Consider the following 24,639-nt stretch of genomic DNA (forward strand, 5'->3'; position numbering starts at 1 on the left):
GTGCTCTTCCGATCTCGCCGGGCGCGGGCGCGGCGGGGCCGGCCGGGGGGCGGCCTGCGGCGGCGCGGCCTGCCGGACGCTCTGCTGGGGTGGGATCGGCGGGGCGGGCGCCTGCTGCGCCGGCACGGTCTGCTGCGGGTAGCCCGGCTGCTGGTAGGGCTGGGCGTAGACACCCTGCTCGTACGGCTGCTCGTACGGCTGCGCGTACGGCGCGGCCTCGTACGGCGACTGCTGCGGGTGCACCGGCTGCTGCGGCGGCGCGACCGGCTGCTGGTAGCCCCCGGCGTACGCCTGCGCCGGGTAGCCCGGCTGCTGGTAGGCCTGCTGCTGCGGGTAGCCCGGCTGCTGGTGGGCCTGCTCCTGGTAGGCCGGCTCCTGGTAGGGCTGGGCGTAGCCGCCCGGCTCGTACGACTGCTCGTAGGGCTGCTGCTCGTAGGACCCGTACCCCTGCGGGTACGACTCGTACGGCTGCTGTTGGTACGCCTGCTGCGGGTACTGTCCCGTGGACCAGTCGCCGCCCTCGGCCCCTTGGTGGTCTGCCGTCACGCCATCCCTCAAGGTCTTCCTCCGGCTCAGCCGGCGTCCAGGTAGAGCGCCCGCTTGTCGATGTACCGCACCACGCCGTCCGGGACGAGATACCAGACCGGCTCGCCCTTGGCCACCCGCAGCCGGCAGTCGGTCGAGGAGATGGCCAGTGCGGGCACCTCGACCAGCGAGACCCCGCCGGCCGGCAGCCCGGCGTCGGTGAGCGTGTGACCAGGACGGGTGCAGCCGATGAAGTGGGCGAGCGCGAAGAGCTCCTCGGCGTCGCGCCAGGAGAGGATCTGGGCCAGGGCGTCCGCGCCGGTGATGAAGAAGAGGTCGGAGTCCGGGTGCTGGGCGCGCAGCTCGCGCAGGGTGTCGACGGTGTACGTCGGTCCGGCCCGGTCGATGTCGATCCGGCTGACCGAGAACTGCGGGTTCTCCGCGGTGGCGATCACCGTCATCAGGTACCGGTCCTCGGCGGAGGAGACGCTGCTGCCGCTCTTCTGCCAGGGCTGACCGGTCGGGACGAAGACCACCTCGTCCAGGTGGAAGGCACTGGCCACCTCACTGGCGGCGACCAGGTGCCCGTGGTGGATCGGGTCGAAGGTTCCACCCATCACACCGAGCCGCCTGCGCCGGTCGGGCCGCGCCGTCGGCCTGCTCTCTCCCATGGCGGAACACCTTACGCGACGTGGTGCCGGAGCGGTCCAGCCACCCGCGCCGGAGCACGCCGAAGGGAGCGACCCGCTGCCGGGGCGCTCCCTCCGCACGACTGCCAGGGGCCGACTCAGCGGTCCTTGTTGAAACGGGTGACCAGGAAGAGCAGCAGCAGCAGGATGAAGAGCGCGCTGCCGCCGGTGAGCAGCGGGTTCAGGCTGTTGTGGCCGCCACCCTCGGCGATACGGGTGAGGGCGGGCAGGGCGCTAGCGGTCATGATCGGCTGGGCCTTCTCGACTCGGTGGGGCCAGGACACGGGTCCCGGCGAGCCAGAGCGGCCCGCACTCCTCATCTTACGAGGCCTTTATCCGCAACCGCTCGGCGGCTCCCCGCGTCTGACTAGCGGTGAGACGTCAGTTGTCGCGGCCGGCCCGGACCAGGATCCAGGCGAGCAGGCAGACGCCGATGATCGACCCGACCACCACCAGCCGAAGGAAGAGACCCGGGCCGGGGCCGTTGGAGATGGCGGCCAGGTTCAGCAGGTGGTCGGGGGACATGGGCGAGCTCCTCGGAGAGGCTGTGAAACGTCGGGACAGCCAGCGTAGACCCGCCTCACCCGGGTGCGCGGCACCGCCCCCGGTGCGGTGCCGCCCGGCGGCTACGCTGAGCCCGGGGACGAGTACGCGCACGCGGGCGTTGAGCCAAGGACGGATCCAGCGGGGGCCGGCGAAGGCCGGGACCGGCGTCGAGCAGGAGGTACTCAGCACATGACCGATTCCACCCAGCCGGGCGGCACCGCCGGCACGCCCAGTCGCCGTCGCCAGCGCTTCCCCGGGATCTCCACCCGGGCCTGGGAGCACCCGGCGGACCGGTCCGCCCTGGTCGCGCTGCGCAAGCTCTCGGGCTTCGACGACGTCCTGAAGAAGCTCGCCGGCCTGGTCTCCGAGCGCAGCGTGCGGCTGATGTTCCTGGCCACCGCCGTGAAGACCTCCGAGCGCCAGTACCCGGAGCTCTTCAACATGGTCCGGGACGCGGCCTACATCCTCGACCTGGAGCAGGTGCCCGACCTCTACGTCACCCAGGACCCGAACGTCAACGCGATGTGCATCGGGATGGACACCCCGGTCATCGTGGTGACCACCGGCCTGGTCGAGCTGCTCGACGAGGAGGAGCTGCGGGCGGTGATCGGCCACGAGGTCGGCCACGCGATGTCCGGCCACGCGGTCTACCGCACCATGCTGCTGATCCTGACCAACCTGGCCACCCGGCTCGGCTGGATCCCGCTCGGCAACCTCGCCATCATGGCGCTGGTCACCGCGCTCAAGGAGTGGTTCCGCAAGGCCGAGCTCTCCTGCGACCGGGCCGGCCTGCTGGCCGGGCAGGACCCGCAGGCCTCGATGCGCGGCCTGATGAAGCTCGCCGGCGGCCACAACCTGGGCGAGATGAACGTGGACGCCTTCCTGGAGCAGGCCGAGGAGTACGAGAAGGCCGGCGACCTGCGGGACGGCGTGCTGAAGCTGCTCCAGGTGCTGCCGCAGACCCACCCGTTCGCGGTGGTCCGGGTGGCCAAGCTGAAGAAGTGGTCGGAGAGCGAGGAGTACCGCTCGATCCTGGCCGGCGCCTACCCGCGCCGCGCGGACGACCCGGACACCAGCGTCTCCGAGCAGTGGAAGGCGGCGGCCGACTCCTACGGCAAGTCGATCAAGGAGAGCAAGGACCCGCTCTTCTCGCTGCTGCGCGACATCGCGGACGGCGCCGGCTCGGTCGGCGGCAAGCTGCGCGACACCTTCACCGGTGCCCGCAGCGGCCCCCGCGACGGCGGCGAGGACGGCGAGGCGGGCTCGGAGGCCGGTGCGGGCTCCGGCTCCGGTTCGGGCTCGGGCTCGGGCTCCGGCGAGAAGTGATCGAGGCCGGCGCGGGGCACACCGCCCCGCGCCGGCCGGGCGGCCCGGACCGCTTGCCGGACGGGTCTCAGTGCCCGCCCGGGGTGGCCAGCACCGCGCAGCTCTGCCAGGCCGGCTGCGCCCGGTCGGCCGGGTTCACCGCGCCGGGCAGGCCGCCCAGCGGACCGGTCGGGCCGACCGGCAGCGGCTGCAGGTACTCGGCCTGGTCCGCCGTGCAGGCGCTCGGGCCGGCCTGCTCCACCGAGTCGACCAGGTGCACCTGACCGTTGGCGATGTCGGTCGGGCCGAGGTCGAAGCGCAGCTCGCGGCGGACCGTGTAGAGGCTGACCGGGCCGTTGGTCACCGCGCCGGCCGGGCGCAGCGCGTACACCAGGGTGTGGTCGCTGACCAGCTCCAGGGTGCCCGGGTTCAGCTCGGTCACCGTGACGCTGCCGGCCACCTTCACGGTCGGGCTGGCCAGCCCGACCCGCAGCGGGTCGAAGCGGACCATCCAGCCGGTCAGGCTGTGGTGCTGGTCGTCCGTCGGGGCGGTCAGACCGGCGTCGAACTGGCTCTGCTCGTCCGGCGCCAGCAGGGCCCGCACCGAGGTGGTGTCGCCCTGCACCAGCACCGCCGGGGCGAGCGAGGAGGCCTCCAGGTAGCGGCGCACGGTGTCCACCGCGGCCGCCACCTGGGCCTGGCTGAAGTGCGCGGTGGCGGCACGGGCGGCAGGCAGGCCGAAGCCCGCGCTGCCGTCCGCGTAGCCCGCCGCGGCCGTGAGGGAGGCGAACGGGCTGCTCGGGTCGGCCGCCGGCACGGTGCCGCCGGCCGGGCTCAGCGCGGTCAGCTCGGCGGTCAGCTGGCTGCCGCCGGTGCCGAGCGGCTCGCGCTGCGGACTGGTCACGCCGAAGTACACCGCCGCCCCGAAGGCCAGCACGATGAGCAGCAGCAGGGTCAGCGCCTGCCGGGGCAGCGAGGAGAACGGGCCGACCCCGAGCTTGTGCCGGATCGCCCGGGCGCCGCCGCCGAGCCGCTCCTCGGCCGACAGCTCGGTGATCCGGGCAGCCCGGATGAAGGACTCGTCGAAAACGACGGATCGGTACTCGTCATCGCTTCCGGAACCGCCCTCGGGCGCACCCTCCGGAGGCTCACCCGGGTCACCCATGCATCAAGGGTAGAGCCGGGGGGCGGCCCGGAACGAGGCCCCGGAACCAACGTTTCCGAGCGGTGACCTGCCGGCCGGACGCCGGCCCGGCCGCCTCATCGGGTCGGCTGCGGCACGGCGACCGTGCTCGGCCCGACGCTGGCCTCGGCACCGGGCGGCGCCGGGGAGGCCGGACGGCTGGTGCCGACCTCGGGACGCCGTCCGGGGGCACCGCCGGTACCCCGGTAGACCGCCGCGACCGCGACCGCCACCAGGCTGACCCCCATCACGATCACCAGGATCCAGGCCAGCGGCCGGTGCCAGCGCTGCTGCGCGACCTGCCCGCGGCCGTCCGCCCGCGACCCGTAGCCGGGCCAGCGGACCGCGCGCCGGCGGACCGGCTCGCGGTTCGAGCCCACCCAGGGCTCGGTGTAGATCCGGTCGTCCTCCACCCCGGCGGGGTGCGGACGCAGCTCCAGCGGCAGGCCCTCGAAGCGGTCGCCGTACTCGACCGCCCGGCTCGCGGTGCCCGGCTCGGGCTCGCTGCGGGCCTCGGCGGCGGCCAGCAGCCGCTCCCGGGCGCTGGGCTCGTGCACTGCGGCGGATCTGACGAAGGCCTCGTCAAGGACCACGGTGGCGAACTCGTCGTCCGCTCCACCGTGGTCGGCGCCGTCGAAGTACGGCGAGTCCCCCGCTTCCTCAGCCACGGAATCAGCGTATTACCGGGGGCGCGATTTGTCTGTGGCTCCCGGCACTTGGGCTGACGCGGCGTCGAGCCGCCCTGGACCGTTCGTCGGGCCGCGGGCCCCTGGGCCCGGGCCCTGTCGGCCAGGGCCTCTCTTACGGATCTTGCCGGGCGCGCGACGCCGGGCATCCCGCCTGGACGCACCGGCGGACCATCCAAGTACGACCCAGTACGAGGACGATCCGCCGGCACGCCCAGCCGGGCGCCCACCGCCGCGCGCTGATCCGACAAGATCCATAAGAGAGGCCCTAGCCGCGCAGGTGGCCGTCGCCGGTGACGATGTACTTGGTGGAGGTCAGCTCCGGCAGCCCCATCGGGCCGCGGGCGTGCAGCTTCTGGGTCGAGATCCCGATCTCGGCCCCGAAGCCGAACTCGCCGCCGTCGGTGAACCGGGTGGAGGCGTTGACGGCCACCGTGGTCGAGTCGACCAGCTGGGTGAAGCGGCGGGCGGCGGCCTGCGAGGTGGTCACGATCGCCTCGGTGTGGCCCGAGGACCAGCGCCGGATGTGCTCGACCGCGGCCTCCAGCGAGGGCACCACGGCGGCGGCCAGGTCCAGCGAGAGGTACTCCGCCGCCCAGTCCTCGTCGGTGGCCGGCAGCACGGTGGCCGGCGAGCCCGCCGCCAGCTTGCACACCGCCTCGTCGCCGTGCACCGTGACGCCGGCCTCGGCCAGCGCGGCCAGCGCGAGCGGCAGGAACTCCTCGGCCACCTCCTGGTGGACCAGCAGGGTCTCGGCCGAGTTGCAGACGCTGACCCGCTGCGCCTTGGAGTTGAGCAGGATGCCCACCGCCATCGCCAGGTCGGTCTGCGCGTCCACGTAGACGTGGCAGTTGCCGGTCCCGGTCTCGATCACCGGCACGGTGGAGCCCTCCACCACCGTCTTGATCAGCGAGGCCCCGCCGCGCGGGATCAGCACGTCGACCAGGCCGCGGGCCCGCATCAGCTCGGTCACCGACTCCCGCCCCTCCCCGGGGACCAGCTGCACCGCGTCGGCCGGCAGCCCGGCGGCGGCCACCGCGTCGCGCAGCACGGCCACCAGCGCGGTGTTCGACCGGTAGGCGGAGGCCGAACCGCGCAGCAGCACCGCGTTGCCGGACTTCAGGCAGAGCGCGGCGGCGTCCACCGTGACGTTCGGGCGGGCCTCGTAGATGATGCCCACCACCCCGAGCGGGACCCGGACCTGACGGACGTCCAGGCCGTTGGGCAGCGTGTAGCCGCGGATCACCTCGCCGACCGGGTCGGGCAGCCCGGCCACCTTGCGCACGTCGGCGGCGATGGCGGCGATCCGCTCCCCGGTCAGGGTGAGCCGGTCGACCACCGAGGCCGGGGTGCCGGCCTGCTCGGCCCGGGCGACGTCCTCGGCGTTGGCGGCGGTGAGCTCGGCGGCGCGGGCCTCCAGGGCGTCGGCGATCGCCAGCAGCGCGGCGTCCTTGGCCGCGCGCGGCAGCGGGGCGAGCTCGGCGGCGGCGGCCTTGGCGCGGCGGGCGGTGGCGAGGACGGGGCTGTCGATGGTCATGTCCTGAAGGGTAACGACTCGCCGGGGGCGGCCCGGGCGGCCCGTCACCCACTGAGATGCTCACCCGATCGGATGAGCGCCCGACCGGCCGTGCCCCCGCTCAGTACGGGTGCACCCCGCCCAGCTGGGCCGGCGGGCGGCCGAAGCCCTCGGCGATCCGCTGCTGGTAGGTGGCCCGGTCGATCACCTCCAGCCCGACGATCTCCCACGGCGGCAGCTTGGCGCTGGCCTTGTGCTCGCCCCACAGCCGCAGCGCGATCGCCGCCGCGTCGTGCAGGTCGCGGGCCTGCTCCCAGTAGCGGATCTCGGCGTGGTCGGCGGCGTACCGGGCGGTCAGGAAGAACGAGTGGTCGTGGGCCAGGCGCTCCAGCCCGGCCCGCAGCGTGCCCAGCGGGGTCACCTGGCCGGCCACGCTCAGCACCACGTGCCAGAGCCGGCCCTGCTCGACATCGCCGGGCTCCCCCGACTCCCCCGGCTCCGCCGACGGCCGCAGCTGCCGGACGGTGGCGCCGCCCTCGACAGCCGCCCCGGGCAGCACTCGGTCGCCCCGACGTCCCACCGGCGGCCTCCTGTTCGACGCGGTCGTCCCGGCCCCGCCGCGACCGGACGGGCCGTCAGCCGCGCAGCACCACCAGGTCGTCCCGGTGGATGACCTCGCGCTCGTACGCGGCGCCGAGCTCCTGAGCCAGCTCCCGGGTCGACCGGCCGAGCAGGCGCGGCAGCTCCCTCGCATCAAAGTTGACCAGGCCACGGGCGACGATGTGACCGTTTTCCGCAAGAAGGTCGACCGGATCGCCGGCCGTGAACTCCCCGTCCACCTTGGTGACCCCGGCCGGCAGCAGCGACTTGCCGCCATCCACCACCGCCCGCACCGCACCCTCGTCCAGGTGCAGCGCACCGCGCGGGCTGCTCGCGTGGGCCAGCCAGAGCAGGCGGTCGGCGGTGCGCGCGCCGGTCCGGGCGAAGAGGGTGCCGGTGGGCCGGCCGGCCAGCGCGTCGGCCGCGTGCCGGGCGGCGGTGAGCACCACCGGGATGCCGGCGCCGGTGGCGATCCGGGCCGCCTCGACCTTGGTCACCATGCCGCCGGTGCCGACCCCCGCCTTGCCCGCACTGCCGATCTCGACGCCGGCCAGGTCCTGGGGGCCGTGCACCTCGGCGATCCGCCGGCTGGCGGGCTTGCTCGGGTCGCCGTCGTAGAGGCCGTCCACGTCGGAGAGCAGGATCAGCAGGTCGGCCCGGACCAGGTGGGCGACCAGGGCGGCGAGCCGGTCGTTGTCGCCGAACTTGATCTCGGCGGTGGCCACCGTGTCGTTCTCGTTGACCACCGGGATCGCGCCCATCGCGAGCAGCTGGTCCAGGGTCCGGTAGGCGTTGCGGTAGTGGGCGCGGCGGCTGGCGTCCTCGGCGGTGAGCAGCACCTGGCCGACCCGGCGGCCGTAGCGCGCGAAGGAGGCGGTGTAGCGGGCCACCAGGAGCCCCTGGCCGACGCTGGCCGCGGCCTGCTGGCGGGCCAGGTCCTTGGGCCGCCGGTCCAGGCCGAGCGGGGCCAGCCCGGCCGCGATGGCGCCGGAGGAGACCAGCACGATCTCCGGCGCGTCCGGCCGGTCGAGCGCCTTGGCGAGCGCGTCGACCAGCGCGTCCACCCGGTCGGCGTCCAGACCGCCGGCCGCGGTGGTGAGCGAGGAGGAGCCGACCTTCACGACGATCCGCCGGGCGGTCAGGACGTCCTGACGCAGTGTCTGGTCGCTCATCGCTCTTCCTCGCTGTGCCGGGGCCGGTCCTGCGCGCAATCTACGCGACTTCGCGGACCGGCCCGTAGCGGGTTTCACCGGATGGACTGTCAGTCCTCGTCGTCGCCCTCGTCGAGGGCGGCGGGCCGGCCCGAGGAGAGCGCCTCGAAGGCCAGGTACTCGGCCTCGGCGGCGTCCCGGCCCTTCTGCCGCTCGCGGCGCCGGTCGACGGCCGGACGCTGGGTCTCCATCCGGTGGTCCTCGCCGCGGCGGCCGAGCATCTCGGCACCGGCGGCCATGGTCGGCTCCCAGTCGAAGACCACCGCGTTCTCGTCGGGGCCGATGATGACGGTGTCACCCTCGTGGGCGCCGACCTTCCACAGCTTGTCCTCGACCCCGAGGCGGGCCAGGCGGTCGGCCAGGTAGCCGACGGCCTCGTCGTTGTTGAAGTCGGTCTGGCGCACCCAGCGCTCCGGCTTGACGCCGCGCACCCGGTAGGCGCCGTCCTCCTCGGTGACGGTGAAGCCGGCGTCGTCGACCGCCGTCGGGCGCAGCACGATCCGGGTGGACTCCTGGATCGGCTTGGCCGCCCGGGCCTCGGCGACGATCTGGGCGAGCGCGAAGCTCAGCTCGCGCAGGCCCTGGCGGGAGGCCGCGGAGACCTCGAAGACCCGGTAGCCGCGCTCCTCCAGCGAGGCGCGGGTGAGGTCGGCGATGTCCTGGCCGTCCGGGACGTCGACCTTGTTCAGGGCGACCAGGCGCGGCCGGTCGTCCAGGCCGCCGTACTCGGTGAGCTCGGCCTCGATGGTCTCCAGGTCGGTGAGCGGGTCGCGGCCCGGCTCCAGGGTCGCGCAGTCCAGCACGTGCACCAGCACGGAGCAGCGCTCGACGTGCCGCAGGAACTCCAGGCCCAGGCCCTTGCCCTGGCTGGCCCCGGGGATCAGCCCGGGCACGTCGGCGACGGTGTAGACCGTCTCGCCGGCGGTGACCACGCCGAGGTTGGGGATCAGGGTGGTGAAGGGGTAGTCCGCGATCTTCGGCTTGGCCGCCGAGAGCACCGAGATGAGGGACGACTTGCCGGCGCTCGGGTAACCCACCAGGGCGACGTCGGCGACCGACTTGAGCTCCATGACGATGTCGCGGACCTCGCCGGGCTCGCCGAGCAGCGCGAAGCCGGGGGCCTTGCGGCGGGCCGAGGCCAGCGCCGAGTTGCCGAGGCCGCCACGGCCGCCCGCGGCGGCCACGAAGGCGGTGCCGTGGCCCACCAGGTCGGCCAGCACGTTGCCGCGCTTGTCCAGCACCACGGTGCCGTCCGGCACCGGGAGCACCAGGTTCTCGCCGTCCGCACCGGTGCGGTGGCCGCCGGCCCCCGGCTTGCCGTTGCCGGCCTTGCGCTTGGGCGAGTGGTGGTACTCCAGCAGGGTGGTGATGTTGGCGTCCACCACCAGGGTCACGCTGCCGCCCTCGCCGCCGTTGCCGCCGTCCGGGCCGCCCAGCGGCTTGAACTTCTCCCGGTGCACGGAGGCGCAGCCGTGGCCTCCGTTACCCGCGGCGACGTGCAGTTCGACGCGGTCCACGAAGGTGGTCATGAGCGGTGCCTCCCATTGGCGACGGGGTGGGGAAAAACGTGCAGGGTGGACCGGAGAAACCCGATCCACCCTGCAAGGATCCAGCGAGTGAGCTGGATCAGGCCTCGACGGCCACGATGTTGACGACCTTGCGGCCGCGACGGTTGCCGAACTGGACCGCACCGGCGGTCAGCGCGAACAGGGTGTCGTCGCCACCGCGACCGACACCGGCACCCGGGTGGAAGTGGGTGCCGCGCTGGCGGACGAGGATCTCGCCGGCGCTGACGACCTGGCCGCCGAAGCGCTTGACGCCGAGGCGCTGGGCGTTCGAGTCACGGCCGTTGCGGGTAGAGCTTGCGCCCTTCTTGTGTGCCATCTCGCTATCCCCTTACTTACTTCGCGGAGTCGATGCTCGTGATGCGGACGGCGGTGTGGCGCTGGCGGTGACCCTGGCGCCGACGGTAGCCGGTCTTGTTCTTGTAGCGGAGGATCGTGATCTTCTCGCCCTTGGTGTGGTCGACGACCTCGGCGTGGACCTTCACACCGGCCAGAACCCACGGGTCGGAGGTGACGGCCTCACCGTCGACGACCAGGATGGTCGCGAGCTCCACCGAGTCACCCGGCTTGACGTCGACACGGTCGATCTCCAGCACGTCGCCGACGGCGACCTTGTGCTGGCGGCCGCCGGCGCGAACGATCGCGTACATGCGGTACCTGCTTTCCACTACTCGGTTCGGAACTCGCCGATGCCAGCCACCTGGGTACGGACACAGGGGCCTCCCCCGGACCGTCGGCAGCTGGGCTGTCGCGGCACCAGGAGGTGAAGTGCTCGGGAGCGTGGCGTAGACACGCCGAGGGTCAAGAATACGGATCGGGTGCCGCTGGGGCAAACCGGACCGGGTGAGCCGACGGGGTGCGGGACGGCCACGAGCCGTCCCGCACCCCTCCGGTCACTCCGCGGCCGAGTCGCCCTCGGCCGCGACCGCCTTCTTGGCCGCCGCGCTGGCCCGCTTGGTCGCGGTCTTGCGCGCGGTGGTCTTCTTGGCCGCCGTCGCCGTCGTCTTCTTGGCGGCGGTGGTGGTCTTCTTGGCCGCCGTCTTGCGGACGGCCCGCTTCTTCGGCGCCGGCGCCTCCTCGGCAGCGGCCTCCTCGGCCGGCGCCTCGACGGCCTCGGCGGAGGGCTGCTCGGTGACGGGCTCCGCGGCCTCCTCGACCACGGCAGCGGCCTCGGCGGCCCCTTCCGCGGCAGCGGCCAGCGCGGCCTCCACCACGGCCTCGGCCCGCGACTGCAGCACCACGATCTCGGCCTCGCCCGGCGCACCGGCCGGCGCGGTGGCCTTGCGCACCGCACGGCGGCGGGTGCGACCGGCCGGCGCGGCGGCGGGGGCCTCGGCCACCGGCTCCGCGACCGGGGCGGCCTCGGCGACCGCAACCGGGGCCTGCGCGACCTCGGCAACCGGGGCCTCGACGACCTCGACCGCCGGCTCGTCGCGGGAGACCAGCTCGAACTCCTCGTGCTCGTGCGGCTCCGCCTCGTCGACCGCGGTGACCGCCGCCGGCTGCTCCTCCGCCCCGGCACCGCCCTTGCCGCGGCGCCGGCGCTTGCCGGTGCCCGCCTCGCCGGCGGTGCCGACCGGGCCGCCACCGCCACCGGGGGCGGTCGGCTGCTCCATGTGCACGATCACGCCGCGCCCGTTGCAGTGCACGCAGGCCTCGGAGAAGGACTCCAGCAGGCCCTGGCCGACCCGCTTGCGGGTCATCTGCACCAGGCCCAGCGAGGTGACCTCGGCCACCTGGTGCTTGGTCCGGTCCCGGCCCAGGCACTCCAGCAGGCGGCGCAGCACCAGGTCGCGGTTGGACTCCAGCACCATGTCGATGAAGTCGATCACGATGATGCCGCCGAGGTCGCGCAGCCGCAGCTGGCGGACGATCTCCTCGGCCGCCTCGATGTTGTTACGGGTGACGGTCTCCTCGAGGTTGCCGCCCTGACCGACGAACTTGCCGGTGTTGACGTCGATGACGACCATCGCCTCGGTCCGGTCGATCACCAGCGAACCGCCGCTGGGCAGCCAGACCTTGCGGTCCAGCGCCTTCATCAGCTGCTCGTCGATCCGGTAGGTGGCGAAGACGTCGACGTCCGAGGTCCACTTCTGCAGCCGGCCGGCCAGGTCCGGGGCCACCGAGGAGACGTACTCGTGGATGGTGTTCCACGCGTCGTTGCCGGAGACGATGACCTTGGTGAAGTCCTCGTTGAAGATGTCGCGCACCACCCGGACGGTCATGTCCGGCTCGCCGTAGAGCAGGGTCGGCGCGTTGCCGGTGGCGGCCTTCTTCTGGATCTCCTCCCACTGCGACTGCAGGCGCTGCACGTCGCGGGTGAGCTCCTCCTCGCTGGCGCCCTCGGCGGCGGTGCGCACGATCACGCCCGCGTCGTCCGGGACGATCTTCTTGAGGATCTGCTTCAGCCGGGCCCGCTCGTTCTCCGGCAGCTTGCGGCTGATGCCGGTCATCGAGCCCTCGGGCACGTAGACCAGGTAACGGCCGGGCAGCGAGATCTGGCTGGTCAGGCGGGCGCCCTTGTGGCCGATCGGGTCCTTGGAGACCTGGACCAGCACCGACTGCCCCGACTTCAGCACCGACTCGATGCGGCGCGGGCCACTGTGACCGAGCTGGCCGAAGTTCACCTCACCGGCGTACAGCACCGCGTTGCGGCCCTTGCCGATGTCGACGAAGGCGGCCTCCATCGACGGCAGCACGTTCTGGACCTTGCCCAGGTAGACGTTGCCGACGTAGGAGGTGGCCTGCTCCTTGTTGACGTAGTGCTCGACCAGGACGCCGTCCTCCAGGACGCCGATCTGGGTGCGCTGGCCGTTCTGGCGGACCACCATGACCCGCTCGACCGACTCGCGGCGGGCCAGGAACTCGGCCTCGGTGATGATCGGCACCCGGCGGCGGCCCAGCTCGCGGCCCTCGCGGCGGCGCTGCTTCTTGGCCTCCAGGCGGGTCGAGCCCTTGATCGACTGCACCTCGTCCGGGTCGAAGGCCGGCTCGGTGGAACGGCGGCGCGGCTCGCGCACCTTCACGACCGTGCGGACACCGTCCTCGGAGACGCCCTCGGGCGCCTCGGGGCCGGTGTCGCCGCTGCGGCGACGCCGACGGCGGCGCCGGCGGGACGAGGCCAGGCCACCGGCCAGGTCGTCCTCGTCCTCCTCCTCGACACCCTCGTCCTCGACCTGCTGCTCCTCGGCGGCCTGCTCGGCAGCCGCGGCGGCGGGCTCCAGCTCCTGGGTCTCGGCCTCGAACTCCTCCGCCTCACCACGGCGGCGACGGCGCCCACCACGACGACGGCGGCGCGAGGACGGCCGGCCGTCCTCCTCCCACTCGCCCTCCTGCTCCGGGCCGCGGGCGACCGCGGGCTCGGCGGGGGTCTCCTCGACGGCGGGCGCCTTCTCGACCTTCTCGACGTTCTCGACCTTCGCGGCCTTCGCGACCCTCGCGGCGGCCGGACGGCTCGGCGCGGTGGTCACCCGGACCGCGGCGCGGCCCGTGCGACGGCGACGGCCGACACCGCTGTACTCGAACTCGTCCTCCTCCTCGGCGGCGGCAGCAGCCGGCGCGGGGGCGGCGGGCGCCTTCTCCACCTTCTCGGCGGCGGCGGCCGAGGCGGCGGCGGGGGCGACGTAGGCGCTGGGCTCCTGGAAGACCGGGGCCTGGAAGACGGCGGTGGCCGGGCGCACGGCGCGGCGGCGGGCCCGGGGGGCCTCGACCGGGTGCTCCTCGGCGGGCTGCTCCGGGGCGGGCTGCTCCGGGGCGGGGGCGGCCGGCTGCTCGGCGGCGGGCTGCTCCTCCTCCTCGGCGGCGGGCTCCTCGGCGGGGGTCTCCTCGGCCGCCGGGGTGGTCGCCGGGGCCTCGACCCGCTTACGGGTCCGGCGCGCCCGCACCGGCTTCTCGGCGGGCGCCTCGGCCACCGGCTCCTCGGCGGGGGTCTCCTCGACCACCGGGGTGGTCTCCGGCGCCTCGACCCGCTTACGGGTGCGACGCGCCCGCACCGGCTTCTCCGCCGGCGCCTCGGCCACCTCAGCGACGGGCTCAGCCGCCGGCTCCTCAGCCGGGGTCTCCTCGGCCACCGCAGTGGTCGCCGGGGCCTCGACCCGCTTACGGGTCCGGCGCGCCCGCACCGGCTTCTCCGCCGGCGCCTCGGCCGGCTCGGCAGCGGCCTCGGCCGGCTCCGCGGCGGGCTCGGCCGCCGGGATCACGGTCTCCGCGGTCTCGACCCCCTGCGGGGTGCCGGCCGGGCGGGACACCGCGCGGCGACGGCGGCGCGGCGGGGCAGCATCCCCGATCGGGGCCTGCTGCGAATCGTTGTTCTCGTTCTCAGGCATGCGGGTGGATCTCCCGTCAGGCCCCCGGGCTCCGCACCCAGGCACGGCCGGGCACCGGTGGCCGGCCGCGGGCGCTTCGGCGCCCGGGCCGACTCTCCACCGTGCCGCCGTACGGACGCGAGGCCGCACAGGGGCTCGTAGTCTCGCTCGGCGCCCCGCCTGGTGCGGGGAGTCGAAAGTCTTCTGGTCTGACCAGTCTTCTCAGGTTTTCCCAAGCTGCGCGGCCCCACAACCCAGGTGGCTCCCAGGGCCTGTGCGCGACGACGCTCGCTCCCCTTGGGAGCTGCGGGAACCTGGAGCGCGCAGAGCCGGGCGGTTAATCCGGCTCTCGCCTCCGCCCGCTAGGCGGACGCTGCGGCCTGCGGCTCGACGGCCGTCTCCGATGGGACGGCCGGGGCCGCAGCGCGGTCGAGCGCCAGCGGGTCGGTCACCGTGCCGGACTCCTCATCGAGCGGCCCCTGCGCCAGCCTGGTCACCTCAGCGGGGACCGGCAGCGCCAGGTCGGCCGTCGCACGGAGACCGGACAAGACGTCGTCTGGTCGTACGGCGGGTGTGGCATGTCGTACTACCAGGCGCAGTATCGCACAGGCCTGACCGGTACGAACATCGGAGGTGCCCGACGATTCCCCGACCGGACCAACGCCGGACGGCGCCGAGGCCGCTTCCAGCCGGGCCACGGCCCCGCGCGCGTCGAAGACCCGCAGCCCGTTCTTGGTCTGCCGCTGCACCTCGACCTGCTCGGCCGCGAGGAAGATCTCGACCGCGCGCCGCGCCTCCTCCTCGGTCACGCCCGGCAGCCGCAGCTCCCAGAGCGAGGCCTCCAGCCGCTCGACGAAGTTCGGGGTGCGCACCTCGACCGCGTCCACGATGTCCAGCCCGGTGGGCAGCGACTCGTCCAGCTGCGCCCGCAGCAGCTGCGGGTCGCGGAAGTCGGCCAGGCCGATCTCCAGGTACTCAGCCTCACTGGCCACCCCGGTGGGAGCGGCATTGGCGTAGGACACCTTCGGGTGCGGGGTGAAACCGGCCGAGTACGCCATGGGTACGGCGGAGCGGCGCAGGGCCCGCTCGAAGGCCCGCTGGAAGTCGCGGTGACTGGTGAAGCGCAGACGGCCCCGCTTGGTGTAGCGCAGACGGATGCGCTGCACCGTCGGTGCGGGAGGCGGGCCGTCGGGCGTGCGGCGTGCCAGGGTCGCTCAGTCCTTCGTGAGAAGCCTGCTCCGGGGCCGGGTCATCCGCGGTCGCGTGTCACCGGTTCCGGACTCTGTCAATCAGCAAGCCTACCCGGGGCGGGTCCACCCCTGACCTGCTCACGCCGCCCCGCTTCCGCCGACCGACCTGCGCCGCCCCAACTCGACCCGCCCGCGCGAGCGTTCAGCCAGCGATCACCCGCGGAAGTCGCCCGACTCCACACCGCCACCGAATCCGCCGACGCCCACCCGCCCCGCCACCCCAACTCCAGCCGCTCCCAGAAGAGTTACCCCACCCAGGACACCCGACAGCCCCCACGTGGGGGGCTGAACTCCCCCTTCACCCCCAAGCGGAGCGCGACTCCGGCCGGTTCCGCCCCTCCGCAGACCCCTCCCTCTCGGCAGCACTGTGTGACCGCACAGATGCTGCTTGTCATTGTCATATGCGGGACGTGGAACGGCCGAGGTACGGCCGGCGCCGCCCCCGGGAGGCGAACCCGCCGCGGAGACGTAGGGCAAGCTGTGGTGGACCGTCTACGACCCGGACAACGGCTGGTCCCCGGACACCGCATTCCCCAACCACCACAGCAAGGAGGGCCCCGCCCTCGCGGTCTTCAACAACCACCTGTACTGCGTCCACCGCGGCGGAAGCGCCGGCGCCAGCCTCTGGTGGACCCGCTTCAACCGCAGCACCTGGACTTCTAAGTACACCGCGGCAACTGAGCCCGAAAAGCAGGTCGGCCTCCCCCCTTACCCGGAAGGGGGGAGGCCGACCTGTTGCCGTCAGACGCTGACGAAGTTCAGACCGACCCCGAGTTCACCCAGAAGAGCGAACCTCTCAGCCTCGGTCACACCCCAGCGCCTTCGCCCTGGTCAGCGCCGGTCTTGACCACCGTCAGCGGCAGCAGCTTCTGCCCGGTGGGGCCGATCTGGATATGGGTGTCCAGCTGCGGGCACACCCCGCAGTCGAAGCACGGCGTCCAGCGGCAGTCGTCCACCTCGACCTCCTCGAGGGCGTCCTGCCAGTCCTCCCAGAGCCAGTCCTTGTCGAGGCCGCTGTCCAGGTGGTCCCAGGGCAGGACCTCCTCGTAGCTGCGCTCGCGGGTGGTGTACCAGGCGACGTCGACGCCGGTGCCGGCCAGGGCCTTCTCCGCGCTGTCCATCCAGCGGTCGTAGGAGAAGTGCTCGCGCCAGCCGTCGAAGCGGCCGCCGTCCTCGTAGACGGCGCGGATGACGGCGCCGATCCGGCGGTCGCCGCGGGAGAGCAGGCCCTCGACGATGCCGGGCTTGCCGTCGTGGTAGCGGAAGCCGATGTTCTTGCCGTACTTGCGGTCGCCGCGGATCGAGTCGCGCAGCTTGGCGAGGCGGGCGTCGGTCTCCTCGGCGGAGAGCTGCGGGGCCCACTGGAACGGGGTGTGCGGCTTGGGCACGAAGCCGCCGATCGAGACGGTGCAGCGGATGTCGTTCTGGCCGGTGACCTCGCGACCCTTCTGGATCACGTTCTTGGCCATGGTGCCGATCTGCAGCACGTCCTCGTCGGTCTCGGTGGGCAGGCCGCACATGAAGTACAGCTTCACCTGGCGCCAGCCGTTGCCGTAGGCGGTGGCGACGGTGCGGATCAGGTCCTCCTCCGACACCATCTTGTTGATCACCTTGCGGATCCGCTCGCTGCCGCCCTCGGGGGCGAAGGTGAGGCCGGAGCGGCGGCCGTTGCGGGTCAGCTCGTTGGCCAGGTCGATGTTGAAGGCGTCGACCCGGGTGGAGGGCAGCGAGAGGCCGATCTTGTCCTCGGTGTAGCGGTCGGCCAGGCCCTTGGCGATGTCACCGATCTCGGTGTGGTCGGCCGAGGAGAGCGAGAGCAGGCCGACCTCCTCGAAGCCGGTGGCCTTGAGCCCGCGCTCCACCATCTCGCCGATGCCGGTGATGCTTCGCTCCCGCACGGGGCGCGTGATCATGCCGGCCTGGCAGAAGCGGCAGCCGCGGGTGCAGCCGCGGAAGATCTCCACCGACATCCGCTCGTGCACCGTCTCGGCGAGCGGCACCAGCGGCTGCTTGGGGTAGGGCCACTCGTCGAGGTCCATCACGGTGTGCTTGGAGACCCGCCACGGCACGCCGGGCGCGTTCGGCACCACGCGGGCGATCCGGCCGTCCGGCAGGTACTCGACGTCGAAGAACCGCGGGACGTAGACCCCGCCGGTCTTGGCCAGCCGGAGCAGCAGCTCGTCGCGACCGCCGGGGCGGCCCTCGGCCTTCCAGGCCCGGACGATCTCGGTGATGTCCAGCACGGCCTGCTCGCCGTCGCCGATCACCGCGCAGTCGATGAAGTCCGCGATCGGCTCGGGGTTGAAGGCCGCGTGGCCGCCGGCCAGCACGATCGGGTCCTCGTCGGTGCGGTCGGCGGCGGCCAGCGGGATGCCGGCCAGGTCGAGCGCGGTCAGCATGTTGGTGTAGCCGAGCTCGGTGGAGAAGGAGAGCCCGAACACGTCGAAGGACCGCACCGGGCGGTGCGCGTCGACGGTGAACTGGGGCACGCCGTGCTCGCGCATCAGCGCTTCCAGGTCCGGCCAGACGCTGTAGGTCCGCTCGGCGAGCACGCCCTCGCGCTCGTTCAGCACCTCGTAGAGGATCATGACGCCCTGGTTGGGCAGGCCGACCTCGTAGGCGTCCGGGTACATCAGGGCCCACCGCACGTCACAGGAGTCCCACTCCTTGACGGTCGAGTTGAGCTCGCCGCCGACGTACTGGATCGGCTTCTGGACGTGCGGGAGGAGGGCCTCCAGGCGTGGGAAGACCGATTCGACTGGCATGCGGCGAAACCCTTTGGTTCGAGTGGCGGGGGCGACCCTCAAGGGTAGCGTGACGCGCGGGGCGACCCGGAACGCCGCAGGTCAGCCGGGTCGCCGCCGGCCAGTAGGGTCGCCGCCAACCAGTTGGGTCGCCGCGAGTCGGCCGGGCCGCCGCCGATCAGCCCGCTATCGGCCGCTGGGTCCGGACCGCCTGGAGCAGCCCGATCGCGATCCACCCGGCGAACATCGAGGAGCCGCCGTAACTGACGAACGGCAGCGGGATGCCGGCCACCGGCATGATGCCCAGCGTCATCCCGATGTTCTCGAAGGACTGGAAGGCGAACCAGGTGATCACCCCGCCGGCCACCACGGTCCCGAACAGGTCGGTCGCCTGCCGGGCGATCCGGCAGGCCCGCCAGAGGATGATCCCGACCAGCCCGATGATGGCCAGGCCGCCGACGAAGCCGAGCTCCTCCCCCGCCACGGTGAAGACGAAGTCGGTCTGCTGCTCGGGCACGAACTGCCCTATGGTCTGGGTGCCGTGGAAGAGGCCCTTGCCGGTCAGGCCGCCGGAGCCGATGGCGATCCGGGCCTGGGCGGTGTTGTAGCCGACGCCCGCGGGGTCCAGCGCCGGGTTGGCGAAGGCGGCGAAGCGGTCGATCTGGTACTTGCTCAGCACCCCGAGCTTCCAGACCGCGGTGGCGCCGAGGCCACCCGCGCTCATCAGGGCGAAGAGCCAGCGGTTGGCCACCCCGGAGGCGAGCAGGATGCCCAGGATGGTCACCGCCATCACCATCACCGAGCCGAGGTCGGGCATCAGCAGCACGATCCCTATCGGGATCGCGCCCAGCGCCAGCGCCTGCACCACGGTCCGGCTGGGAGGCTGGTCCCGCTCGCCGGTGTCCACCCGGGAGGAGAGCACCAGGGCCATCCCGAGCACGATCGCCAGCTTGGCGAACTCGGCCGGCTGGATGGAGAAGCCGCCGCCGAACTGGATCCAGGAGTGCGCGCCGTTGATGGTCGAGCCGAGCGGGCTGAGGGTGGCCAGCAGCATCAGGATGGCCAGCACGTAGAGCACCGGCACCGCGGCCCGGATCCGGTGGTGCCCTATCGCGATCGCGCCGGCGCAGAGCAGCACGCCGATCACCATGTTGGTCAGGTGGCGGTAGAGGAAGTACTGCGGGTCGCCGTGGGTCAGCGAGTCGCGGCCGCGGGTGGCCGACCAGACCAGCAGCGAGCTGCCCAGCGACAGCACCAGCGCGGCGAGGATTATCACCCAGTCCAGCCGGCGCAGCGGGCCGTCCTTGGCCAGCGCCCGGGCGAGCGGGCCGCGCTCGGGGGAGAACCGCAGCTGCCGGTAGGAGCCGTACGAGGAGGAGGTCACGCCCGGCTCCTTCCGCTGGTGCGCAGCGCGGGTTCGACCGCGACCAGGTCGGTGTAGACCGCTGGCCTGGCCGGGGCCGGCGGGTAGTCGAGGGTGTAGGAGGCCGCCGGCAGCACCGCGGTGCCGTCCGGGTTGAACTTGGGCAGCTGGGTCTGCGGGGTGGGCAGCAGCGCCTTGGTCGGGTCGATGGTGCCCTTGTCGTCCACGCCGTACAGCGCCTGGTAGATCCGCCGCACCGCGTCACCGGAACCGCCGGAGCCGGTACCGGCCTGGCTGATGGTCATGATCACCGCGTAGTCGTTGCTGTAGGTGGCCAGCCAGGAGGTGGTCTGCTTGCCGTAGACCTCGGCGGTACCGGTCTTGGCGTGCAGCTGGATCTTGTCCTGCGGCCAGCCGGCGCCGGTGAACTTCCAGGCCGCGGTGCCCTCGGTGATGACGCCGGCGGTGGCCTCGTTGATGTACTGCAGGGTCTTCTGGTCGTCCGGCAGCTTGCCGTTGACCTGCGGCGCGATGTCCTGGACCAGCTGGCCGCTGGGGGTGACGACGGCCTTGACCACCGAGGGCTTGTAGAGCGTGCCGCCGTTGGCCAACGCCGAGTAGATGGTGGCCTCCTGCAGCGGGGTGACCAGCGTGTCGCCCTGGCCGATGGCGTAGTTGACCGAGTCACCGGCGCGCATCACGTTGCCGTCCACGCAGTTCTCGCGGGCGATCTCGGTGGCGTAGTCGGTGCCGCCGCCGGCCGCCTGCTTGCACCAGGCGTCCTTGTTGGCGTTGTAGAAGTCCTGCTTCCACTGGCGGTCGGGGACCCGGCCCGGCACCTCGGCCGGCAGGTCGATGCCGGTCTTGGCGCCGAGGCCGAACTGGTGGGCGGTCTTGTAGAACCAGTCGGCCGGGTTCTTGGGGTGGATGCCGCCGTCCTTCATCCACTGGTCGTAGGAGAGGCCGTAGAAGACGGTGTCGCAGGAGATCTCCAGCGCCTTCTCCAGCGAGATGTCACCGGCGGACTCGCCCTCGAAGTTCTTGAACTCGCGGCCGCCGATGGTCAGGCTCGACGGGCACGGGTAGTGGCCGTCCAGCGAGTAGCCGGCCTGCACGGCGGCGCTGGTGGAGACCACCTTGAAGGTCGAGCCGGGTGCCCACTGGCCCTGGATCGCCCGGTTGAGCAGCGGGTAGTTCGAGGCCTGGTTGGTCAGGTTGCCGTAGTCCTTGGCCGAGATGCCGCCGACCCAGAGGTTGGGGTCGTAGGTCGGCGCGCTGGCCATGGCGACGATCCGCCCGGTGTGCACGTCCATCACTATGGCCGCCCCGGAGTCGGCGATGAAGTTCTGGTTGGTCACCGTGTCGAAGGTGTTGCGGGCGTCGGTCATCGCCTGGTTGAGGTTGTCCTCGACCACCTTCTGTACCCGGGCGTCGATGCTGGTCACCACGTTGTCGCCGGGCTGGGCGGGGGTGGAGCCGGCCGTGCCGATCACCCGGCCGAGGTTGTCCACCTCCAGCCGGTCCACGCCGGTGGTGCCGCGCAGGTCGCTGTCGTAGACCGACTCCAGGCCGGCGCGGCCGATCTGGTCGCTCGGCAGGTACTTGTTCTTGCCGGTCTGGTTGGCCGTCCTGGTGACCTCGTCGTCGGTGACCGGCGAGAGGTAGCCCAGCACCTGGGCCATGTTGGCGCCGTCCGGGCCGGGGTACTGGCGCACCGCGGTGGGCTGGGCGGTGATGCCGGGGAAGTCCTCGCGGCGCTCCATGATCTCCAGCGCCTGCTGGGTGTTGGCCGACTCGGTGACCGGGATCGGCTGGTAGGGCGAGCCGTTCCAGCAGGGCTGCGGGGTCTTGGCGTCGCAGAGCCGGACCTTGTCCTGGACGTCCTTGGGGTTCATCCCGAGCACCTGGGCCAGCCGGGTGAGCACCGCCTTGCCGTGGTCCTTCTGCTCCAGCAGCGAGGTGCGGCTGACCGAGACCACGAGTTTGGTCTGGTTGCCGGCCAGCACCTGCCCGTTGGCGTCCAGGATCTCGCCGCGGATGGCCGATGAGACCACCTCGCGGATGTGGTTGTTGGACGCCTGGGCGGTGTACTGGCTGCCGTTGCGGATCTGCAGGTACCAGAGCCGCCCGCCCAGCGTGCCGAGCAGTGACAGCACCAGGATCTGCAGCACGACCAGGCGGATCGTCACCCGGCGGGTGCGCCCGGTCTGCGGGATGTTGCTCACCTCTAGGACTCCCCTCCGGCCAAGCAGCTCGGGTCAGGACTTCACGCGGAACTTGCGACCCGTCGGAACGGAGGAGGCCTCCCGGGTGGTGCGGTAGCGGGCGACGGTGCCCAGGCCCGGCCCGGACACCTCGCCGCCGGCCGCCTCCGGGTCGACCCGGCGGGCCAGCAGCATCACCGCCGGCACCACGAAGGGCGCGAGCAGCAGGTCGTAGAGCAGCGCGGTGCCGGCCAGCGAGGGCAGCCCGACGTGCCGGGCGGCGGTGTCGCCGACCAGGGCGCCGACGCCGGCGTACAGCAGGGTGGAGACCACCGCGGCGCCGGCCACCACCAGCAGCGGCGCCAGGACCGAGCGCTGCCGGCCCGGCTCGGCGCGCAGCAGCCCGGCCGCGTAGCCCATCAGGCAGAGCACCAGCGCGTAGCGGCCGATCGCGTGGTCGGAGGGCGGGGCCAGGTCGGCCAGCAGACCGGCGGCGAAGCCGGTCAGGCATCCGCCGGTGGGGCCGAAGACCAGCCCGAGCGCGACCACCACGAGCAGCAGCAGGTCCGGGGTGGCACCGGGCAGCTCCAGCCGGCCCAGCACGCTGACCTGGACGACCAGGGCGAACAGGACCAGCAGGGCGGAGAGCAGGACGCGCTTGACGACCATCGGATCAGTCCCCTGACGGCGAGGCGGCGGGCTGGGCGGGCTGGGCCTGCGGCGCACCGGAGGGCTGGGCCGCGGCGACGGCCGGCGGAGCGGGCGGCTGGCTGGGCGCCGGGGTGGGGCTCGGGCTCGGCGACGGGGGCAGCACCGAGTCCCGCGGGTCGGTGCGCGGCGGCACCACGACGACCCCGACCAGGTCGAGGCTGGTGAACGAGACGAAGGGCTGGACCAGCACCGTCTTGGTCAGCTCGCCGGGGGTCGCCTCCACCTGGGTGACGGCGCCGACCGGGACGCCGGGCACGAACGGGCGGCCGCTCTGCGAGCCGAAGGTCACCAGCCGGTCGCCCGGCTTGACCTGCGCCTTGCCGTTGAGCAGCTCCACCTTGAGCGGGCCCTGGCCCTGGCCGGCGGCGAAGCCGATCTCGCCGCTGCCCTCCATCCGGGTGCCGGCGGTGAAGCCGGGGTCGGTGGCGAGCAGCACGGTGGCGGTGGTCGGGGCCACCGTGGTGACCCGGCCGACCAGGCCCTGGCCGTTGATCACGGTCATGTCGCGCTGCAGCCCGTCGTCGCTGCCGGCGTCGATGGTGACGGTCCAGGAGAAGCCCTGGGCCGCGCCGATGGCGATCACCTGCGCGGCCTTGATGGTGTAGCCACCGGTGCCGGCGGTGCGCAGCAGGTCGTCCAGCTGCTTGGTCCGGCCGGTGGCGGCGTCGGAGGAGGCGAGCTTCTGGCGCAGCTCGGTGTTCTCCGCGTTGATCTGGTTGAGCCGCGATTCCTCGGTGCCCGAGTCGCGGATCGCCCGCACCGTGCGGGCTATCGGGTCGACGGAGCCCGCGGCACCGCGCTCGATCGGGCCGAAGACGTCGGCCGCGGTGCGCCGGGCGCCGTTCAGCGGGGAGCTCTCGCCCCCCTTGATGTCCACGGTGATCAGGGCGAAGGCCACCGCCACCAGCAGGATGAGCAGCAGTCGGCTCTCTCGTGTGTCCCTCACGGCGGCGGGGCTGCCCCTTCTGGAAGTGTCGGGTCTTGACGGTTGGTCTAACGACGCGGCTGAGCGTCCAGTACCTGCTGCAGGGCCTCGAACTCCTCGACACAGCGCCCGGACCCGAGCGCCACCGAGTCCAGCGGGTTCTCCGCGATGTGGATCGGCATGCCGGTCTCGCGGCGCAGCCGCTCGTCCAGGCCGCGCAGCAGCGCGCCGCCGCCGGTGAGCACCACCCCGCGGTCCATCACGTCGCCGGCCAGCTCCGGCGGGCACTGGTCCAGCGTGGTCTTGACCGCATCGATGATCGAGTTGACCGGCTCGTCGATCGCCTCGCGGACCTCGGCCGCGGAGATCACCACGGTCTTGGGCAGGCCGCTGACCAGGTCGCGGCCGCGGATCTCGGCGTGCTCGTCCTTCTCGTTCTCCGAGCCGTAGGCCGACCCGATGCTCATCTTGATCTGCTCGGCGCTGCGCTCGCCGAGCAGCAGCGAGTACTCCTTCTTGATGTGCTGGACGATCGCGTTGTCCAGCTCGTCGCCGGCCACCCGGATGGACTGGGCGGTGACGATGCCGCCGAGCGAGATCACCGCGACCTCGGTGGTGCCGCCGCCGATGTCGACCACCATGTTGCCGGTGGCCTCGTGGACCGGCAGGCCGGCGCCGATCGCGGCGGCCATCGGCTCCTCGATGATGTGCACCTGGCGGGCGCCGGCCAGGTGGCTGGCCTCGACCACGGCGCGGCGCTCGACGCCGGTGATGCCGCTGGGCACGCAGACCACCACGCGGGGGCGGGCCAGGTAGCGGCGGCGGTGGATCTTCTGGATGAAGTAGCGCAGCATCCGCTGGGTGATCTCGAAGTCGGCGATCACGCCGTCCTTGAGCGGGCGGATGGCGATGATGTTGCCGGGCGTGCGCCCGATCATCTTCTTGGCCTCGGAGCCGACCGCGAGGATGCCACCGGTGTTGGTGTTGACCGCCACGACTGACGGTTCGTTCAGGACGATGCCCTTGCCCCTGACGTACACCAGCGTGTTGGCAGTGCCGAGGTCGATCGCCAGGTCACGGCCGATGAACGACAGGTTGTTCGCCATGGGGTGTGGAACGCCTTCCCGAACTGGACGTCATGGGCAGGTAGTTGAGCCTCGCATGAGACCCGCACAGCGGCGCGCGGAGAGCGCGGCGGGCCGCTTCGACCCGCGAGGTGTCTCCATCGTAGCCACGCCCGGCGAGCGGGTCGGGTGGACGGGCCGCCAAGGGACGCGGGGGTGGACACGGCGTCCATTCTGCGTGGAAGGAC

At 72.7% G+C, this 24,639-nt stretch carries 20 protein-coding genes and 1 pseudogene; 1 reads left to right on the forward strand and 20 read right to left on the reverse strand.

Going from position 1 to position 24,639, the window contains the following annotated elements:
• From ACQRUO_RS16795 to ACQRUO_RS16810, 4 genes and pseudogenes are all read right to left on the reverse strand, one after another.
• A pseudogene (locus tag ACQRUO_RS16795) lies at window positions 1-546 on the reverse strand (hypothetical protein); the annotation flags it as partial.
• Window positions 547-572: 26 nt separating this feature from the next.
• Complete coding sequence (nadD, locus tag ACQRUO_RS16800) at window positions 573-1,196, reverse strand: nicotinate-nucleotide adenylyltransferase (RefSeq protein ID WP_428316730.1); 624 nt, start codon at window positions 1,194-1,196, stop codon at window positions 573-575.
• A 116-nt stretch (window positions 1,197-1,312) separates the two neighbouring features.
• Entirely contained in the window at window positions 1,313-1,459 is a 147-nt protein-coding gene (locus ACQRUO_RS16805) for a hypothetical protein (protein ID WP_428316731.1), read from the reverse strand.
• Window positions 1,460-1,595: 136 nt separating this feature from the next.
• Window positions 1,596-1,739 (reverse strand): hypothetical protein, encoded by a 144-nt coding sequence (locus tag ACQRUO_RS16810; protein WP_428316732.1) that lies wholly within the window; start codon window positions 1,737-1,739, stop codon window positions 1,596-1,598.
• 210 nt (window positions 1,740-1,949) lie between these two features.
• Here ACQRUO_RS16810 and ACQRUO_RS16815 point away from each other — a divergent pair, with 210 nt between their 5' ends.
• Window positions 1,950-3,086 carry a M48 family metallopeptidase gene (locus ACQRUO_RS16815; RefSeq protein ID WP_428316733.1) on the forward strand — a complete coding sequence of 379 codons (1,137 nt, stop codon included), beginning with the start codon at window positions 1,950-1,952 and terminating at the stop codon, window positions 3,084-3,086.
• Window positions 3,087-3,153: 67 nt separating this feature from the next.
• On the opposite strand, the gene ACQRUO_RS16820 is transcribed toward ACQRUO_RS16815, so the two are convergent.
• The 16 genes from ACQRUO_RS16820 to ACQRUO_RS16895 form a co-directional block, all read right to left on the reverse strand.
• A complete protein-coding gene (locus ACQRUO_RS16820; RefSeq protein ID WP_428316734.1) occupies window positions 3,154-4,230 on the reverse strand; it encodes a hypothetical protein in 1,077 nt (358 codons plus the stop codon).
• A 95-nt stretch (window positions 4,231-4,325) separates the two neighbouring features.
• Window positions 4,326-4,916, reverse strand: a complete 591-nt coding sequence (locus ACQRUO_RS16825) for a hypothetical protein (protein ID WP_428316735.1) — start codon at window positions 4,914-4,916, stop codon at window positions 4,326-4,328.
• Between the two features lie 286 nt (window positions 4,917-5,202).
• Window positions 5,203-6,471: a glutamate-5-semialdehyde dehydrogenase gene (locus tag ACQRUO_RS16830; RefSeq protein ID WP_428316736.1), complete on the reverse strand. Its 1,269-nt coding sequence runs from the start codon at window positions 6,469-6,471 to the stop codon at window positions 5,203-5,205.
• A gap of 100 nt (window positions 6,472-6,571) precedes the next feature.
• Window positions 6,572-7,030: a hypothetical protein gene (locus ACQRUO_RS16835; RefSeq protein WP_428316737.1), complete on the reverse strand. Its 459-nt coding sequence runs from the start codon at window positions 7,028-7,030 to the stop codon at window positions 6,572-6,574.
• A 55-nt stretch (window positions 7,031-7,085) separates the two neighbouring features.
• Window positions 7,086-8,222: a glutamate 5-kinase gene (gene proB / locus ACQRUO_RS16840; RefSeq protein ID WP_428316738.1), complete on the reverse strand. Its 1,137-nt coding sequence runs from the start codon at window positions 8,220-8,222 to the stop codon at window positions 7,086-7,088.
• Window positions 8,223-8,311: 89 nt separating this feature from the next.
• Window positions 8,312-9,790: a GTPase ObgE gene (gene obgE / locus ACQRUO_RS16845; RefSeq protein ID WP_428316739.1), complete on the reverse strand. Its 1,479-nt coding sequence runs from the start codon at window positions 9,788-9,790 to the stop codon at window positions 8,312-8,314.
• 97 nt (window positions 9,791-9,887) lie between these two features.
• On the reverse strand, window positions 9,888-10,145 hold the full coding sequence (gene rpmA / locus ACQRUO_RS16850) for a 50S ribosomal protein L27 (protein WP_030058248.1): 258 nt from the start codon (window positions 10,143-10,145) through the stop codon (window positions 9,888-9,890).
• A 16-nt stretch (window positions 10,146-10,161) separates the two neighbouring features.
• Window positions 10,162-10,476, reverse strand: a complete 315-nt coding sequence (gene rplU / locus ACQRUO_RS16855; RefSeq protein ID WP_145906222.1) for a 50S ribosomal protein L21 — start codon at window positions 10,474-10,476, stop codon at window positions 10,162-10,164.
• 243 nt (window positions 10,477-10,719) lie between these two features.
• On the reverse strand, window positions 10,720-14,151 hold the full coding sequence (locus ACQRUO_RS16860; protein ID WP_428316740.1) for an Rne/Rng family ribonuclease: 3,432 nt from the start codon (window positions 14,149-14,151) through the stop codon (window positions 10,720-10,722).
• A gap of 341 nt (window positions 14,152-14,492) precedes the next feature.
• Window positions 14,493-15,296: a TIGR03936 family radical SAM-associated protein gene (locus ACQRUO_RS16865; RefSeq protein ID WP_428316741.1), complete on the reverse strand. Its 804-nt coding sequence runs from the start codon at window positions 15,294-15,296 to the stop codon at window positions 14,493-14,495.
• A gap of 890 nt (window positions 15,297-16,186) precedes the next feature.
• Complete coding sequence (locus ACQRUO_RS16870) at window positions 16,187-18,145, reverse strand: TIGR03960 family B12-binding radical SAM protein (protein ID WP_428316742.1); 1,959 nt, start codon at window positions 18,143-18,145, stop codon at window positions 16,187-16,189.
• Window positions 18,146-18,302: 157 nt separating this feature from the next.
• Window positions 18,303-19,508: a rod shape-determining protein RodA gene (gene rodA, locus ACQRUO_RS16875; protein WP_428316743.1), complete on the reverse strand. Its 1,206-nt coding sequence runs from the start codon at window positions 19,506-19,508 to the stop codon at window positions 18,303-18,305.
• Entirely contained in the window at window positions 19,505-21,712 is a 2,208-nt protein-coding gene (gene mrdA, locus ACQRUO_RS16880) for a penicillin-binding protein 2 (protein ID WP_428316744.1), read from the reverse strand. The genes rodA and mrdA overlap by 4 nt, the downstream gene beginning before the upstream one ends.
• Before the next feature lie 33 nt (window positions 21,713-21,745).
• Entirely contained in the window at window positions 21,746-22,360 is a 615-nt protein-coding gene (mreD, locus tag ACQRUO_RS16885) for a rod shape-determining protein MreD (protein ID WP_428316745.1), read from the reverse strand.
• Between the two features lie 4 nt (window positions 22,361-22,364).
• On the reverse strand, window positions 22,365-23,348 hold the full coding sequence (gene mreC / locus ACQRUO_RS16890) for a rod shape-determining protein MreC (protein WP_428316746.1): 984 nt from the start codon (window positions 23,346-23,348) through the stop codon (window positions 22,365-22,367).
• 47 nt (window positions 23,349-23,395) lie between these two features.
• A complete protein-coding gene (locus tag ACQRUO_RS16895) occupies window positions 23,396-24,421 on the reverse strand; it encodes a rod shape-determining protein (RefSeq protein WP_110671334.1) in 1,026 nt (341 codons plus the stop codon).
• Window positions 24,422-24,639 lie beyond the last annotated feature (218 nt).

This window comes from Kitasatospora sp. LaBMicrA B282, from assembly GCF_050325825.1.
In the GTDB taxonomy this organism is placed as follows: domain Bacteria; phylum Actinomycetota; class Actinomycetes; order Streptomycetales; family Streptomycetaceae; genus Kitasatospora.

Coding starts and splice junctions, on each gene's coding strand:
- rpmA (WP_030058248.1), bottom strand. CDS start 10,145: ATGGCACACAAGAAGGGCGCAAGCTCTACCCGCAACGGCCGTGACTCG.
- proB (WP_428316738.1), bottom strand. CDS start 8,222: ATGAGCGACCAGACACTGCGTCAGGACGTCCTGACCGCCCGGCGGATC.
- mreD (WP_428316745.1), bottom strand. CDS start 22,360: ATGGTCGTCAAGCGCGTCCTGCTCTCCGCCCTGCTGGTCCTGTTCGCC.
- ACQRUO_RS16810 (WP_428316732.1), bottom strand. CDS start 1,739: ATGTCCCCCGACCACCTGCTGAACCTGGCCGCCATCTCCAACGGCCCC.
- nadD (WP_428316730.1), bottom strand. CDS start 1,196: ATGGGAGAGAGCAGGCCGACGGCGCGGCCCGACCGGCGCAGGCGGCTC.
- ACQRUO_RS16805 (WP_428316731.1), bottom strand. CDS start 1,459: ATGACCGCTAGCGCCCTGCCCGCCCTCACCCGTATCGCCGAGGGTGGC.
- ACQRUO_RS16860 (WP_428316740.1), bottom strand. CDS start 14,151: ATGCCTGAGAACGAGAACAACGATTCGCAGCAGGCCCCGATCGGGGAT.
- ACQRUO_RS16830 (WP_428316736.1), bottom strand. CDS start 6,471: ATGACCATCGACAGCCCCGTCCTCGCCACCGCCCGCCGCGCCAAGGCC.
- rplU (WP_145906222.1), bottom strand. CDS start 10,476: ATGTACGCGATCGTTCGCGCCGGCGGCCGCCAGCACAAGGTCGCCGTC.
- ACQRUO_RS16870 (WP_428316742.1), bottom strand. CDS start 18,145: ATGCCAGTCGAATCGGTCTTCCCACGCCTGGAGGCCCTCCTCCCGCAC.
- ACQRUO_RS16820 (WP_428316734.1), bottom strand. CDS start 4,230: ATGGGTGACCCGGGTGAGCCTCCGGAGGGTGCGCCCGAGGGCGGTTCC.
- ACQRUO_RS16815 (WP_428316733.1), top strand. CDS start 1,950: ATGACCGATTCCACCCAGCCGGGCGGCACCGCCGGCACGCCCAGTCGC.
- obgE (WP_428316739.1), bottom strand. CDS start 9,790: ATGACCACCTTCGTGGACCGCGTCGAACTGCACGTCGCCGCGGGTAAC.